Annotated in this window: 12 protein-coding genes and 1 pseudogene; all 13 read right to left on the reverse strand. The window is 52.7% G+C overall.

What is annotated here, in order from left to right:
* Window positions 1-39: 39 nt before the first annotated feature.
* The 13 genes and pseudogenes from foxA to golT all read right to left on the reverse strand — a co-directional run bounded on the left by foxA (window position 40) and on the right by golT (window position 16250).
* Window positions 40-2147, reverse strand: a pseudogene (gene foxA, locus ACLJRU_RS03695) (ferrioxamine B receptor FoxA).
* A 145-nt stretch (window positions 2148-2292) separates the two neighbouring features.
* A complete protein-coding gene (foxR, locus tag ACLJRU_RS03700) occupies window positions 2293-3297 on the reverse strand; it encodes a ferrioxamine uptake transcriptional regulator FoxR (protein WP_000074601.1) in 1005 nt (334 codons plus the stop codon).
* 95 nt (window positions 3298-3392) lie between these two features.
* Window positions 3393-3584 carry a hypothetical protein gene (locus ACLJRU_RS03705; RefSeq protein ID WP_229023495.1) on the reverse strand — a complete coding sequence of 64 codons (192 nt, stop codon included), beginning with the start codon at window positions 3582-3584 and terminating at the stop codon, window positions 3393-3395.
* The gene (locus ACLJRU_RS03710; protein WP_306292668.1) at window positions 3503-3688 is read right to left on the reverse strand and encodes a DUF2474 domain-containing protein; all 186 of its coding nucleotides are present in this window, start codon (window positions 3686-3688) and stop codon (window positions 3503-3505) included. Before ACLJRU_RS03710 ends, ACLJRU_RS03705 begins: the two co-directional genes overlap by 82 nt.
* Window positions 3634-4644: a cytochrome d ubiquinol oxidase subunit II gene (cydB, locus tag ACLJRU_RS03715; protein ID WP_000151045.1), complete on the reverse strand. Its 1011-nt coding sequence runs from the start codon at window positions 4642-4644 to the stop codon at window positions 3634-3636. Before cydB ends, ACLJRU_RS03710 begins: the two co-directional genes overlap by 55 nt.
* Window positions 4641-6044, reverse strand: coding sequence for a cytochrome ubiquinol oxidase subunit I (locus ACLJRU_RS03720; RefSeq protein WP_000393711.1), 1404 nt, complete (start codon window positions 6042-6044; stop codon window positions 4641-4643). The genes cydB and ACLJRU_RS03720 overlap by 4 nt, the downstream gene beginning before the upstream one ends.
* 116 nt (window positions 6045-6160) lie before the next feature.
* Window positions 6161-6262, reverse strand: coding sequence for a small effector SsaA (gene ssaA, locus ACLJRU_RS03725; RefSeq protein WP_001539256.1), 102 nt, complete (start codon window positions 6260-6262; stop codon window positions 6161-6163).
* 277 nt (window positions 6263-6539) lie between these two features.
* A complete protein-coding gene (locus ACLJRU_RS03730; protein ID WP_077916175.1) occupies window positions 6540-9512 on the reverse strand; it encodes a type III restriction-modification system endonuclease in 2973 nt (990 codons plus the stop codon).
* Between the two features lie 9 nt (window positions 9513-9521).
* Window positions 9522-11480 (reverse strand): site-specific DNA-methyltransferase, encoded by a 1959-nt coding sequence (locus ACLJRU_RS03735; protein WP_000910370.1) that lies wholly within the window; start codon window positions 11478-11480, stop codon window positions 9522-9524.
* A 188-nt stretch (window positions 11481-11668) separates the two neighbouring features.
* The gene (locus ACLJRU_RS03740; RefSeq protein ID WP_000288503.1) at window positions 11669-12922 is read right to left on the reverse strand and encodes an MFS transporter; all 1254 of its coding nucleotides are present in this window, start codon (window positions 12920-12922) and stop codon (window positions 11669-11671) included.
* Window positions 12923-13213: 291 nt separating this feature from the next.
* A complete protein-coding gene (golB, locus tag ACLJRU_RS03745; RefSeq protein WP_001159470.1) occupies window positions 13214-13408 on the reverse strand; it encodes a gold resistance metallochaperone GolB in 195 nt (64 codons plus the stop codon).
* 77 nt (window positions 13409-13485) lie between these two features.
* Entirely contained in the window at window positions 13486-13950 is a 465-nt protein-coding gene (golS, locus tag ACLJRU_RS03750; protein ID WP_001020583.1) for an Au(I) sensor transcriptional regulator GolS, read from the reverse strand.
* Window positions 13951-13961: 11 nt separating this feature from the next.
* Complete coding sequence (gene golT / locus ACLJRU_RS03755) at window positions 13962-16250, reverse strand: gold/copper-translocating P-type ATPase GolT (protein WP_023235286.1); 2289 nt, start codon at window positions 16248-16250, stop codon at window positions 13962-13964.
* Window positions 16251-16342: the final 92 nt, after the last annotated feature.

Raw genomic sequence — 16342 nt, forward strand, 5'->3', positions numbered from 1 at the left:
GTTTGCCCGGTAGCCTTTGCTACCGGACGATAAGCGTTATCAAAACGCCCATGACACGCTGCCTACAATGCTACGCTCGGCGCCAAAATAACAATAAGAGAGCGAATTACAGGCAGCGACATAGCGTTTGTCCGTCAGGTATTTACGTTGAGCTGGGCGCTCAAGCCATTTAACCCAATGCTGGATAAATCATACCCAACTACCATGTCGACCAGTGTATAGGACGGCAACGTGTGGGTATTCAGGCGATCGCTGGTCACGCCGTTGACGTACCTGATGCCGGAGCCCAAAGTCAGCCCCTCTAACAGACCGCTTTTCACATCGTAGCTTAGCCAGGCGCTGGCCTGGTTCCGTGGAGCATAAACCGCGCGCTTACCCTGCTCTTGCGGGCTACTTTTCTTATAACGGATATCAGTATAGGTATACGCCGCCTGCAAACGGACGCTATCCGACAAATGGCTAATGGCCTCCAGTTCCACCCCTTTAGACTCAATTTCACCAATCGAGCGGTACGGATCGGTAGGTTCTTCTTTGGTCGCGATATTGGTCTGGTTAATACGATACACGGCGGCGCTAAACTGGCTGTTCCCCCCCAGCGGTTCGTATTTTACCCCCGCCTCCCACTGCTTGCCTTTCATCGGTTCCAGCACATTGCCGTTTTCGTCGGCGAAGCTGGTCGGCGTAAACGCGGTAGAATAACTGAGATAGGGGGCGACGCCATTGTCGAACAGATAAAGCAACGCGGCACGGGTGCTGACGTTGTTTTTATCGAGATCGCTGCGTGAATCATGAAGTTTGTCGATGTTAGACACGCTGACCCGATCGTAACGACCGCCCAACGTAAAGCGCCAGCGATCCCATGACATCTGATCCTGTAAATAGTATCCGGTCTGCCGCAGCTTATGTTTTTCACGGCTATACAACGTAATGTAATCCGGCTGAGCGCCATAAACAGGGTTGAAAGCGTCAATCGGCGGAAACGCGCCATAATAGCCAGTAGTATGATTACTGCGATCCTGATAATCGATCCCCACCAGCAGACGATGATTAATCGCCCCGGTATCCACGCTGCCGTCGAGCTGATTATCCAGCGCGATAGCCGACATTTTCTCCCCAGAGCCGGAATAGCCGCGATTCAGCGCCGTTTCATTCAACCAACCTGCGGCATAGACCTGATTCAACGTCACTTTGGTATGCAAATAACGCAATTTTTGCCGTACCGACCAGCCGTTATCGAACAGATGCTCAATGTTATAACCCACCATATTTTCACGGCGATCGTATTTGTCGTAGTCATCTTCACCTTCAAAGAAAGTGTTAGAAATTTTTCTGCCGTTATAAGGTACAACCGTGCCTTGATAAGGCAGTCCGGAGTGGCTACCGCCTTCCGGATCACGGTGCAGATAGGCCATAAGATCAAGACGCGTCCGATCGGTAATTCGCCAGGTCAGGCTCGGCATCAGCGCATAACGTTCCTCTTTCAAGGGGGTAAACTGCGAATCGGCGTAACGTGTCATACCGCTAAGACGCGCCGCCACACGTTCATTGTCATCCAGTGGGCCGGTCACATCAAAAGCCGCCCCGCGCTGGTTGTGATTGCCGGCAAACAGCTTCACTTCTCCCCCGGCATCAAACGCCGGTTTTCGCGACGTCAGCGCGACAATGCCGCCTGGCGATGAACGTCCATACAGAACGGACGCCGGGCCGCGTACCACCTCGATATCTTCCAGAAACCAGGGGTCAACCACCAACGAACTGTGCGAATTGGTGTCGCCCATCATTTTTAACCCGTCGAGATAGACGTTATCCAGACTACCGTCCGAAAAACCACGCAATACGATGTAATCAAAGCGGTTAGAGGCGCCTATCTGGTTACTGTATACGCCAGGGGTGTAGCTTACCGCCTGACGCACGCTGGTTGCGCCCTGCTCTTCAAACTGCTGGCGGGTAATAATGGATACCGACTGCGGCGTTTCAATATCTGGCGTCGCCAGCTTGGTCGCGCCACTCTGAACGGGCGAGGTGACAATGACGGTATCATTTTTTGTGGTTTCCTGGGCAGAAAGAGGAAAAGTCGCGCCGCCGATAGCTCCGCCTATCAATAGCGCCATACGCGTTGTCGCAAACATGAACATCTCCAAAGGCATCTTTATTGTAAATAAGAATTATTACCTTTTAGAGATAACGGACTACTATGCGTAACGCCAGATTGCCTATGCGCAATGATAAAAAATCACCCAAAGCGGCAGAAAACCGGGTTAGCGGCGGATATTACCGTTCTGGCGGGGCGCGTTACGCACAGTGGCGGGACGCCGTCAGAGACGCGTCACGCAGCTCGCCGGGCGAGCAACCATAACGCCGACGAAATGCCGTCGCAAAGTTTGTGGCATGTTGATAGCCTGACATCCAGGCGGCCTGCTGCACGCTGTATCCCTCCATCAGATAACGACGCGCGCGCGCCAGGCGGCAATCGCGCAGATAATCAAACACGGTACACCCATAGGCATGGCGAAACTTGCACCGCAGGCTACTTGGACTCATTGCCGCCCGACGCGCCAGTTCGTTCAGCGTGTAGGCTTTTTCCGGCGTCTGCTCCAGTAAACGCCGAATGAGCTCCAGCCGCTGATATTCACCGGTGACGGGAAGCCCGCGTTTTTGCGTTGCGGGCTGACATAGATTTAGCGCATAGCCCAGTAATTGCAGCATGATGCCTTCCAGCATTAACTGGCGTGACGCCGCATGAGGTCCGGGCTGCTGCGCATAACGTAGCCCCGAAAGCAGAAACTCCGGCACCTGCCAGACCCTCGCCGAGGCCGCGCTATTTTCCCACTCGTCTGCCAGCGAGACAGGCAAACGCTCCCGCCATCCGCCGTCCGGGTACATTCCCAGCGACAAGGTGCGCAATTTACTGTCTGCGCCGTGATGGGCGCGTATCGTCTGCTGCTCACTCAGTTGCGAGCAAAACGCCATCCCCGCGCTCAACAAAAAGGTCTGCTCATTGACAGCCAGCGCGACGTTACCTTCCAGCACCACCAGCATATACAGCGGACTGCTATGGCGAGAGGTGGTTTCATAAGGTTGTAACACGTGAACATCCGAGCGTGTAATGCAAATCCCGCCGGGAAGCGCTATCTCTTCGATATCGCCATGAAGTACGGGACTACTCTGCGTATACTGCGGTAACGCAGGGAAGCGGTAATCAATGCCATAACGCTCGCCAAACGCGATGAAATCGCTGACGGAAAAGATCTTTTTCATCGCCGGGGCGGCGGAAGAGTGACAGGAGATCGGAGACATTATCAATACCGTTTATCTGCATTATACCAGAGCGTTAGCCACTGTGTAACCATATCACTGCGGCCCGGGAACGACAATAAAGATGAGAATAATTATCAACCGCTATTGAGGGGAGAGATAAGACGAGCAAAGGTGATCGATAAACGCCGATCTGTCGATAAAAACGCGCTTTCGCCAGCGACGAAAGCGCGTCCGGGGGTATCAGTCAGGAGCGAAATCCTGCGGAGGTCATGAGCAGTCTGAACAACATTCCGACGCCCGCCAGCAGAAGCACGCTGGCGCACCATATCGCGACCATCCATACGACTCGCCGCGACCATTTTTTCACTTTAACCATCAGTGATATCCCTCTCCGTGTCGCACTTTTCCACGGAAGACGTAGTAGCTCCAGAAGGTATAAGCCAGGATAATCGGGATGATTATCAGCGCCCCAACCAGCATGAAGCTTTGACTTTGCGGTGGCGCGGCGGCGGCATACAGCGAAATATCTGGTGGAATAATATTCGGCCAAATACTGATGCCTAACCCGCTGAACCCCAGAAAAATCAACCCTAGCGTGAGAATAAATGGGCGCGCATGGGATTCTGGTTTTTTCACGCTGCGCCATAGCCAGATGCTAAAAGCCAACACCAGCACAGGCACCGGCAGGAAGTAGTATAAATTGGGCAGCGTGAACCAGCGCTCGGCGATGTCGTCGTGGGTGAGCGGCGTCCACACGCTGACGCCTCCCATCACCAGCAACAAGACGATCAACAACGGGCGCGACAGCGCGCACATCCGGCTATGCAGCGGATCTTCGCTTTTCATAATCAGCCAGGTAGCGCCCAGCAGCGCATAGGTGACGACCAGACCGACGCCGCAGAACAGGTTAAACGGCGTCAGCCAGTCAAGCTGCGAACCGCTAAAGGTTCGCCCTTCCACCTGAAAACCGCTCACCACCGCGCCCACCACAACTCCCTGGGCAAAGGTCGCCAGGATTGACCCGACGATAAAGGATTTATCCCAGAACGCGCGATGCGACTCGGTGGCTTTAAAACGGAATTCAAAAGCGACGCCGCGAAAGATAAGACCAAGCAGCATAACCACCAGCGGGATAGTCAGCGCGTCGGTGATGACGGCATAAGCCAACGGGAACGCGCCAAAAAGCCCGGCCCCGCCCAGCACCAGCCAGGTTTCGTTCCCGTCCCATACCGGCGCGACTGAGTTCACCATAACATCGCGATCGTGTTTATCACGAATAAACGGAAACAGGATACCGACGCCCAGATCGAAACCATCCATCACGATATACATCAGCGTGGCGAACACGATAATAGCAAACCAGATAACCGGAAGATCGATGGTCATTCGCGTTTCTCCTGCTCAAGCGATTCTCCCACGGCAGAGATAGGACGCGCGGGTCTGCCATCGGTTTCAGCGGTCGGTGTCTCCGCCGGCTGCGGCCCTTTCTGGATAAGACGAATCATATAAATATAGCCAACCCCAAAGACCAGGGAATAGACCACAAAGAAGGCCAGCAAACTGATGCTCATCTGCAAGGTGCTGTGCGCGGAAACCGCATCACGCGTTCGCAGCAGGCCATAGACCACCCACGGCTGACGTCCTACTTCAGTCGTCACCCATCCGGCAAGGATGGCGATAAGCCCGGACGGCCCCATCCACAGCGCAAAGTGCATAAAGGGCCGCGAATGATACAGTCGGCGTCGGTAGCGTAGCCACAGGCTGGCCAGCCCCAGGAAGATCATCAGTACGCCCATGCCCACCATCAGACGGAAAGACCAGAACACCACGGTAGAGTTGGGGCGATCCTCTTTGGGATAATCTTTTAGCGCAGGCACCTGTTTGTCCAGGCTATGCGTCAGGATCAGACTGCCCAACGCAGGGATCTCAAGCGCATAGCGGGTCCGTTCCGCCTCCATATCCGGCCAGCCTACCAGCGTAAGCGGCGTTGGCTCGCCGGGCGTATTTTCCCAGTGCCCCTCAATCGCGGCGATTTTGACCGGCTGATGCTTCAGGGTGTTAAGGCCGTGCATATCGCCAATCAATGCCTGAACGGGCGCCACCACGACCGCCATCCATAACGCCATCGAGAACATACGGCGGATAGCCGGCGTATCGTTACCTTTCAGTAAATGCCAGGCAGCGGACGCGCCGACAAACATCGCGCTACTTAAAAACGCCGCAACGGACATATGCAACAGGCGATACGGGAACGACGGGTTGAAAATCACCGCGAACCAGTCCACCGGGACCACCTGACCGTTGTGAATTTCAAATCCCTGCGGGGTATGCATCCAGCTATTAGACGCCAGAATCCAGAACGTCGACATTAACGTACCCAACGCCACCATACAGGTAGACAAGAAATGCAGGCCCGGCCCGACTTTGTTCCAGCCAAAAAGCATCACGCCTAAGAATCCCGCTTCCAGGAAGAATGCGGTGAGCACTTCATAGGTTAATAAAGGCCCGGTGATACTGCCGGCGAACTGGGAGAAACCGCTCCAGTTCGTTCCGAACTGGTAAGCCATGACCAGACCGGAGACCACGCCCATCCCGAAGTTGACGGCAAAAATTTTGAGCCAGAACTGATAGAGCGAGCGCCAGACAGGATTACGCGTTTTTAGCCATAAACCTTCCAGTACCACCAGGTAACTGGCTAAGCCAATCGTAATCGCGGGGAAAATAATATGAAAAGAGACGGTAAAGGCAAACTGGAGTCTCGCTAAAAAGAAGGCATCAAACTCCATGTTCCCTCCCGTTTATATATAGTCACTTCGTGTAAAATATTCACTGTTCGCAACCAGGTTGAAACGAAACGGTTATTTTCCCCAAACGTATAAACGTCGGGGAATATCCAGATAAATTACGATTTTTTTTGCGGCTGGCTGTCAGGTTTATCGCCCGACTCTGGCGCTTCGGAGGGGGCGTCTTTTTCGACAGCGAAACGGTAGTATCTATTTAGCATAACATGTCTCCCTTAGTTACATTCACTTGGCAATATCTACCTGGCCGTTATAAAAATAACGGCAAAACAAAAAAAACAGCGTCTTCAAGACTATTTGCTATTTCAGCAAAATACGCTTAGCTGAAAGTTAAGAATAGACGTAAAACGATAACCTTCAAGTCAACGCGGTTTACGGGACGGGGGATTAGTACAGGGAGAATGACCGCAACGCTCGCTGCGCGGCGGCCATTTTATATGGTCTATCAAAAAGATAACCGTTAAGGTCCATTCAAACCCGTTAGTTTGCCTTCCCCTCAATCAAGCCATTGATCGTAGAAAATACCGCCGGCGCGCTGGTCGCTTCCGCAAACTCGACATTAATATTTTGCCGACGCAGCATATCGAAGAATTTACGTTGCGCATCAAGAATAACCTGATCGCCTACGCGCATATTTTCTGCTTTAGTTTCAACCAGTAAATAAACGCTGTCGGCGTCCTGACGCTCAATACGGTACACAAAATCCGGCGTAGTAGAGCCTCCCGTATATTTGGGGATCTGAATGGCCCGCTTAGGCAGTTTGCCAAACACAGAAACCTGTTGCGGATAATCGTATTTTAATAGCGGCAATTCTGGATCGACGCTGTCATAACGCAACGGCGGTATTTGATAGAGAGAACGAGGATCGTATATCGCATTCTCATCCACATTTTTCCCCACAATTTCAGCGCTAATCTCCTCTCTGAACTGCCGTGCCGTGGAATCAAATACCGACGTTGAAGCCTGGAAGTCGAGAGGCAGATAATCGTGGCGCTGCGCAAAATGCGCATTAATCCGCGTCTGTAATGCGCGGGTCATATTGTCCAACGAGATCTCGCTTAAATAGCGTGAATCTCCGTGCAAAACATCACGCAGCATCGCCATTAACACCGGGTGCAGGACGTTAACCGGCAGACTGGTGCGTAACGCCAGTTGCTTAAGAAAATGGCCATATTTCATGCCCGCCATAAATTCGCTGGCGGCTAATTCGCCTTCCCGCTGCGCCACTTCAAAACGGCCATTATCTTCATTCGATACCAGCCGTTGTTGCACCTGGCTTGGCTTCTGGCGTATATACAGCGACGGATCGCGCAGCACCTCGGCGGCAATCTGTTCCAGAGAAGCGCCGCTACGCTCGAATTGCAGCATATAACGGCGGGAAAACTGCTCCCAGATACTGCTAAGTTGTTCCCAATTCTCTTTGCGTAACCTGACTCGCAGTCGGGAGGCGGGCTTATTGTCACGAATGCGATCCGCTCGCACCCGCGCCTGCGTCAGCTCAGGGTAGAACTCCAGTAGCCACGCAAAGCCACTTTTGGTTTCCCCGTTAAGCGTGACGCTGGGTTTAAACTCATTACTCCGGTTGATCAGTTTTTTATCATCCAGATCTTCCAGCAAACGAAGCTCCGTAAACGCAGGATCGACTTTTTGTCGCTCGGTGACGATGAGTGTGATCATCGCCTCATCCAGCTTCTGCTCGTTAAGCTGAACTTTGCTGTCGCGATTAATCTCATCAACCAGCATACTGGCAAACGCTTTTTCATCATAACCAATCAGAAACGACAGTCGGGACGGCCACTCTTCCTGATGAACGCGATGGCCGTTTTCATCTACCGGTAGCCGCAGGCCGCGCCCCACTTCCTGAATTTTGCTCGACTCGCTACCGGAAGAACGTAATTTAGCAATGACAAAAACATTCGGGTTATCCCAGCCTTCGCGAAGCGTCCATTTTGAAAACAGAAAGCGGCGCGTTTCCCAGTTGCCGTGATGGTCTGAAAAACTGAGCAACTTCTCTTTATTTTTCAGAATATCATCTACCTCAGCCTGGATCGCCTCATCGCCGCTTCCGCGGTCTTCGCCAAAGTAACCAGCGTGGACGTTTTGGTTATCCGAGTGCAGGCTGGCGAGCGTGGCCTGCAGAAACGACAGATACTCCACTTCTCGCGGCAGGGTCTTGCGCTGATAATCGTCAATCAGTTGCGTCAGTTTCTTTTTCAGTAAACACTCAAACTTCAGTTTCAACCAACCTTCGTCATCACGATAGCTTTTAATACTGTCAATAAAGAAAAGGCTTAAGGTCTTAATACGCGGGGCATTATTTTCTGGCTCATTGCTGCGTAAGAAATTTGCCTGCTCGGTATCAAAATGCTTATCAATGGCGTCCTGAATAATCAGTTCCTGGTAGCTCGCGCCAAAGGTTCCTGGCACCAGCGCCATCCCTGCCTCCAGCTCCAGATCGTTCGACAACATTTTACTGCCGGCATATTCAATACTGCCTTCAAATCCTGCATCGACATCGGCGAGATTTTCGCCCACGCCAACCTCGGCAATTTTGCTCCCCCGTCGGAGGATTAATTTCTTTGCCGTGACGCTGTCAACGATATAACGATTGTTGGCCTGTTCTTCGGGGAGATTCGGGTAATAAATATCAATACCTTTCACCAAACCATCGTTAAAACTGTCCACCGCGTTGAGATCAAACTGCGGTTGCCGGCGATAGTAATCTTTACGTACACATTTATTTTTACCCTTACCTTCGACAATATCCGGGAAGGTAGCGCCAAAGCGGACGATCATTTGCGGCTGAATAGCCTGAATCGCTCGATAAAATTTGTTATCTCGCGCAAAACGATGCGGTTCATCAATAATGACCACCGGTCGCGTCATTTGCAGCCCTTTAACAGGCGACGTCAGCCCGCCCAGTAGCGTTTGATCGTAATCGTCTCGCGTCATACTGGCGGAATTGAGCATTTGCGCATTGATCAGCAAAACCTGAATCGTATGGCTATCACGACGGCTGGCATCAGTAAAACTTAATAGCTGGGCCGGAAAATTTTTACGCCCCGACTTTACTTTAAAATCACCGGCGTTGATGGTGCAAAGTTCCATCCGCGTATTTTCGTAGAACTGTGAAAAATGCTGTCTGGCGTAATCGCTGGTAATAAAGTTCCGCGCGCCTTCTTTAATGGCTGGCGTCGGCACCACCAGCACAAATTTGAAGAGGCCATACTTCTGATGCAATTCATACATCAACCGGGTATAGACATAGGTTTTACCCGTCCCGGTCTCCATTTTAACGTCAATATTGGCCTTATCGTCGTAACGTTCCTTAATCAGCGGATTAGCATAGTGACTATGATCGGCTTGCGCGTGATCGATACCGGTGAAACTCGCCAGAATCGCCGCTAACGCCTGTTCCTGATGGGGAAGTTCTTCCAGTAAAATATTCATCATCATCCCCTCTTAATAACGCTTCACCAGGTTCACTTTTTGATCAAGCTGTTTTAAGCCGATTTCCAGTTCACGAATGGATTCAAGGTCGAAAGAGTAGCCGTAAATGACAATGGTCTGAACCGGAAGCTGGTGCGTACCAATGTGGTTGAGAAGATCGCGGGTCTGCTCTGTTCCCCATCGTTCATCAATCAGATACAGGCGCGTATTATCAACATACCTGGCGCAATAGCCGGAGAAATCAATGGTCTGTACGTCAATATCCATTTTATAACCATCGGCGACCAGCCATGTCGTTAATAAGGTCTCTTCGCCGCTTGCGCCGCCCGGCACGCCCAATCCTCTGGCGGAAAAAGGATTGATCATGTCGGTAAATCCTGACTCGGTGAAAGCGGCCAGTTGACCGCTGGTATTGATAAAATGGCCGGTAGCAATATCGAAGCTATCCAGATCGTCCAGCGTCTGCTGTGTCGGAGTGGCAAAACGATAATGTTTAAAACCGAGATCGCTATTGGTCGCGGGATTGTTGGCGCGGATCTTCGCCGCAACGCGTGTAATTCGCTCGCGGCTGATTTCATCAATAGTGTTATAACCTGCTTTTTTCGCGATAGTGTTATTGCTTAATGCCTGATCGATAGTACACAGAATAAACGTGCGCTGCCCCCCATCTTCTTCATTCAGCGCCATTACCGCATGGGCCGTAGTGCCGGAACCGGCAAAAAAGTCCAGGACGACGCCGTCTTTATCGATAGCGAGCTTGATGATTTTCTTCAATAATGCGGTCGGTTTCGGCGTATCAAAAACGTTGTCGCCGAAGAGATCCAGAATCTCCTTTTTCCCCTCTTTATTCGACGCTACGTTATCCCAGTAATTGGTCGTTGGCTGCCCCTTACTGTGATGCGCGTACATGACTCGCTGGGGAATACCGCCGTTATCTTTGCCAAAATAGACCAGATTATCGGCCACCAGTTTTTGGTAACTGGCTTCAGGATAAGCCCATAGTCTTTCGTGTACCGTACCGTTCGGCGTGGTAATTTTATAGGTATAGCCGCCGCCGCTCAGCCCTTTTGACACCGTTAACGGCACCGGTCGCCATTTCCCTTCTGGAAACTGTTCGGTCGGTTCTTTATAGGATTTCTGAATATACTCTTTAGAAAGCGGTTCTAAACGTAAAGCGCCCTGACCGGTTTTGGCGTAAACAAGAATGTATTCCCCCTGGATGGAAACGTTATCAGAGTCGTTAGAAATCTCTTTTTTGCGCTTCCACATCACATTGGTGACAAATCCGCCTTCGCCAAAAATCTCATCCATCATTAATTTAAGATTGGCGTACTCATTATCGTCGATAGAGATAAAAATAAATCCGGTATCTTTCAGGAGCTTCCTGGCCAGGAAAAGACGCGGATACATGAAAGATAACCACGCGGAGTGCGTCGATTTACCCTGAATGGATTTTAAACGTGCTAGTTCGGTATCATTAAGACCAAACATATCCTGCAACGCCCGATCGCTATATTCAAAATGATCGGGATAGACAAACCCGTCCGATCCGGTGTTATAAGGGGGATCGATATAGATCATATCGACGGTATCGGCGTAATTATTTTGCAGATGGCGTAAAACATCCAGATTATCTCCGGTCAGAAAAAGATTATGGCTGTTTTTATTTTCTGCCAGAGTATTGTGTTCCACGTCAGGAACGATAACGGTAACGGATTTTTCACCCGCCTGTTTTTTTGCGTAATCTTTGCCAATAAAATCAATCTGATAACCGCTAGTCAGCTCATCAATATTACGCGCTTTCAGCGCGCGCTCAAATCTGGCGAGATCAAATCCGCCTTTCGCGATCAGTTCGCCCTGCTCGTTATAGCGATCGGCGGTAAAAAATTCCGGTAATGCACGTTGTAACTCAGACAGAAAGGCGCTATTCGGGGCAACAGACTCGTTGTGTTTTTGGTTATCTTTCAACATGATATCTTCGCTCCGTTGATAATTTTAAGGTGCAGCAATCAATTTCTTATAAAGAAAAAAGTAAGCGATGATTGTAATGGTCACGAACGGCAGATGCCATCATTAACCTTTGTTGTTCGTTGAAAGGGCGTGAAAACGACGGGAGGAAGGCGTGCTCCCGGCGACAGTATGCGCCAAGAGCGTAGTGTTTACGTGCGATGACTGATGGCCGACTCCGGGAGGGCGTCGCTATCTGTACCGGAGATGACGACTCCCCGGGTCTCGCGACCAAATGCCACAAATACACAGATTAAAATAGCCACCGCGCCAGCCACGATCGCCATTGCCAACCCGTAATTTCCGCCATGCGTTTCCGCGATGCGGGCCTGTAACGTCGCATTAACCGACGCCAGTAAATTACCGAGTTGGTAAACAAACCCTGGCAGCACGGCGCGCGCATTCGCCGGAACCAGCTCGTTCAGCCAGGTCGGTACGACACCCCAGGCGCCCTGCACCATAAACTGCATCAGAAACGCGCCCAGGCCAATCGTGAATGATCCGCTGGAAAATGCCCATAGCGGGAGTACCGGAAGCGCAAGAAAGGCGGCGATCATGATCGCTTTTTTACGCCCAATACGTTCCGATAGCGTACCGTAGAAAATACCGCCGAGCATGGCGGCAATGTTATAAAAAATCGCAATGATACTGATCAGATGCGGATCAAAACCATGCTGCATCTTCAGGAAGGTAGGATAGAGATCCTGCGTGCCGTGGCTGAAAAAGTTAAAGAACGCCATGACCAGCACCAGATACAGACACAACTTCCACTGCTTGCGCAGAACAGGAAGCAGCGCGGTATTCTCTTTACGCGCTCTGGCCGCCAGCCAGACGGGGGATTCCGGCACTTTAAACCAGATATAAGGCAGCAAGACAACAGGCAGGGCGCCAATCAGGAACATGCCGCGCCAGCCTACCATACTGTAGAAGAGGCCAAAAATAACCGAGGCGAACAGATAGCCGCAGGGATAGCCCGCCTGAAAAATGCCCGACATCAGGCCACGCGAACGATCGGGAATGGTTTCCATCGCCAGTGATGACGCAACGCCCCATATCCCGCCCATCGCCACGCCGTACATGACCCGAAAAATCAGAAATGCCATGAAGGTGGGCGACCAGGCGGAAAGCAGTTCAAACACCGTAAAGAACAGAATATTGAGCATCAGTATCGGTCGACGTCCGTACTTTTCCGCCATTCGACCAAATAGCAGCGCGCCAATGGGACGTACCGCCAGGGTCAGCATAATCGCAATGGAAACGTCCGATACGGAAGCGTGAAACCATTCGGCGAGATCGCTAAGTACAAAGACAAGGATAAAGAAATCAAACGCATCCAGCATCCAACTGGTAAAGCTGGCAAACGCCACATGTCGTTGTGTCGTCGTCCAGTTCAGGGGGGTGTACATAGGTAGTGTCCTGCATCAAAAAATAACATCAAGCTTTGAAGCGGCGAAACGCTGAAGCGCTCCCGTCGTCAAAGCGACGTAACAAGGTAGCGTTGCGCTACTTATTTGTTATCTTTTTGTATATAGCAGGTAAAATGTTAGCAAAAATAGACAAATCATTACATATTATTAACAAAGCTTACTGACACATGATTTGTCACACTTTTTATGGGGATTATCTCATGCAAAGGAAAGCGAAGCGTGGCTAGCGTATCGCGACCGGCCTGTCGCCAGACCGATCGCCATTGACGATTACCTCTCGCGCGGCGGGAAACCGGCCTTTTGCAGGGCGGCGGCAATCTGCTCCGCGGATAGCGACGTTTCAACGTCAACCAGACGCGTCGCCGGGTCAGTTCTCACCGTCGCATTAGCATCGAGAGTCAGAATCGTCTTTTTTACCGTACTGGCGCAGCCGCCGCAGGTCATGTCATCAATATGGAACTGCATAGTGAACTCCTTTTGTGTGGGAACTGTTGCCAGTCTGGGCCTTGCCAGTGTTGGAGGGTCAAGCGTAATCTCAGGGCTTACAGACGCTTTGCCAGTCCGTGGCGACGAGGACGGCGCAATACCGCTCCGGTACGCGCCTCCGGCTCGCTATCGTCAGGTTGTCCAAGCGTATGCAGAATGGGGCAATCTGGCAGCGCGTCGCCGGCGCAGCAGTGAATCAGCGCTTTGAGGGTTTGCGCCATGTGCTGCATGTTCTGGATACGTCTGTCCAGTTCATCAATGTGCGTCTGCGCCAGGCGTTTGACGTCAGCGCTTTGCCGCGACTGGTTATTCCAAAGATTCAGTAAGTCGCTGATTTCAGCAACTGAAAAGCCAAGATCGCGCGCGCGGCGTATAAAATGCAATTGATTAACATCAGCCTGGGTATAGGCCCGATAGCCGGAATCCGTCCGACTTGCCGCGGGAATCAGACCAATCTGTTCATAGTAGCGAATCATTTTGGCCGAGACTTTCGATGCTTTAGCTGCTTTACCGATGTTCATGACGCTCCTCCTCATGTCGTGGATGTGTCGGATGGGGTTGCCATCGGCGCCCGGAAACGGCGCAGCCGCAAAGCGTTGCCCAGCACGAACACGCTCGACATCGCCATCGCCCCTGCGGCGAATACCGGTGACAATAATATGCCCCAGACCGGAAATAGCGCGCCTGCCGCGACAGGAATCAGCGCCGTATTGTAAGCAAAGGCCCAGAACAGATTCTGGTGGATATTGCGGATGGTCGCTTTAGACAGCGCGATAGCATTCGGCACGCCTTGCAGGTTGCCGGACATTAGTACGACGTCGGCGGATTCCACCGCCACATCGGTGCCGGTGCCAATCGCCAGCCCCACGTCGGACTCCGCCAGCGCTGGCGCATCGTTGATGCCATCGCCGACAAACGCCACCTGCCCATACGCCGCTTTCAGGCGCCGTATCGCCTCGACTTTCCCTTCTGGCAATACCTCGGCAACCACATCATCACTTCCTAACTGTCTGGCGATAGCCTGTGCCGTGCGGGCATTATCGCCAGTGATCATGGCGACCTTAATGCCGAGCTGATGTAAAGCGTTAATTGCGGCGGGCGTACTGGGTTTGATCGGATCGGCCACGGCGATAATCGCCGCCAGTTGACCGTCAATAGCCGCATAGAGCGGCGATTTCCCTTCCTGCCCTAACCGTTCGGCGGTGGTGGCGAAGCCGCTAATATCCACGCCAATTTCGCGCATATAGCGATCAGCCCCCACGTCAACACGCGTACCGTCAACGGTAGCGTATACGCCCATCCCGGTCACCGATTCGAAGCCGTTCATGCCTGGTAGCGCGCTCCCTTCCTCTTCTGCCGACACGACAATCGCACGGGCAATCGGATGCTCTGAACGCGATTCTACCGCCGCGACTTTCGCCAGCACCTCACGGCGCTCAAAGCCGCTGGCCACGTCGAGATCGGTCAGTACCGGGCGGCCTTCGGTAAGCGTCCCGGTTTTGTCTACGGCCACCACCTTAGCGTCTTTGAGTAGCTGTAACGCCTCCCCCTTACGGAACAGCACGCCCATTTCCGCCCCACGACCGGTTCCCACCATAATGGAGGTCGGCGTCGCCAGGCCCATCGCGCAAGGACAGGCGATAATCAGAACCGCAACACCATTGATCAGAGCGAAAGTCAGCGCAGGCGACGGCCCAAACGCCAGCCATACCACAAAGGTCAGCGCAGCAATAAGCATTACCATTGGGACAAACCACAGCGTCACTTTATCCACGACGGCCTGAATCGGCAGTTTTGAACCCTGCGCCTGTTCCACCAGACGAATGATTTGCGCCAGCATGGTCTGTCCGCCGACGGCGGTCGCCCGCAGCGTGAGCGCGCCTTTTTGGTTGACGGTACCGCCCACCACCGCGCTTCCTGCGGATTTCTCAACCGGTATCGGTTCGCCGGTAATCATCGACTCGTCAACGAAGCTGCGGCCTTCGGTCACTTCGCCGTCAACCGGTATCCGCTCGCCTGGCCGAACCTCCACACAGTCTCCCAGCACAACCTCGTCGACAGGGATATCCACGATGCGGCCCTCGCGTAACACATGCGCGACCCGCGCCTGTAGCCCCACCAGACGTTTAATCGCTTCGGAAGTCCGCCCCTTCGCCCTTGCCTCCAGAAAGCGCCCCAGCAGAATAAGCGCGACAATCACTGCGGCGGCCTCGTAATAGACGTTTACCGTCCCTTCAGGCAACAGGTCGGGCGTAAAGGTCGCCACCAGCGAGTAGCCGAATGCCGCTGCGGTTCCCACGGCGACCAGCGAGTTCATGTCCGGCGCCAGACGCGCCAGCGCCGGGAACCCTTTAAGGTAAAAACGGCGACCGGGGATCGTCAGCACCAACAGGGTCAGTGCAAATTGCCAGTACCAGCTTTGTTGCAGGCCAATCGTTTTTATCACCCACTCGTGCATACCAGGAATAAGGTGCGAGCCCATTTCAAGCACAAAAACGGGGAGCGCCAGCACGCTGGCGAGAATCAGATCGCGCTTCAGCCTGACGCGCTCGGCCTCTTTTTTCTCTTCAGAGTCGTCTTCGCCCTGCCCCGCCGTCTCTATCGGTCGCGCCTCATACCCCGTTTTTTCAATCGCCGCGATCACCGCCTCCGCCGATGCCGTCCCGCGGACGGTGGCGCGCTCCGTCGCCAGATTCACCGTAGCGTCCGTTACGCCAGGCACAGCCTTAATACCTTTTTCAACGCGAGCGACGCACGACGCGCAGGTCATACCTTCAACAAGCAAGCTTATCGTGTCGTGACGATTTTCTGATTGACTCATGACGACTTCCCCATCCTGACTATTCGGTATCAGAAAGCCTAAAGCTTGCCATTGTGGGAAGGTCAAGCGTATTCAGGCTGCACGGTTCGGCG

It is taken from the genome of Salmonella sp. SAL00653, from assembly GCF_046552515.1.
Lineage (GTDB): Bacteria > Pseudomonadota > Gammaproteobacteria > Enterobacterales > Enterobacteriaceae > Salmonella > Salmonella enterica.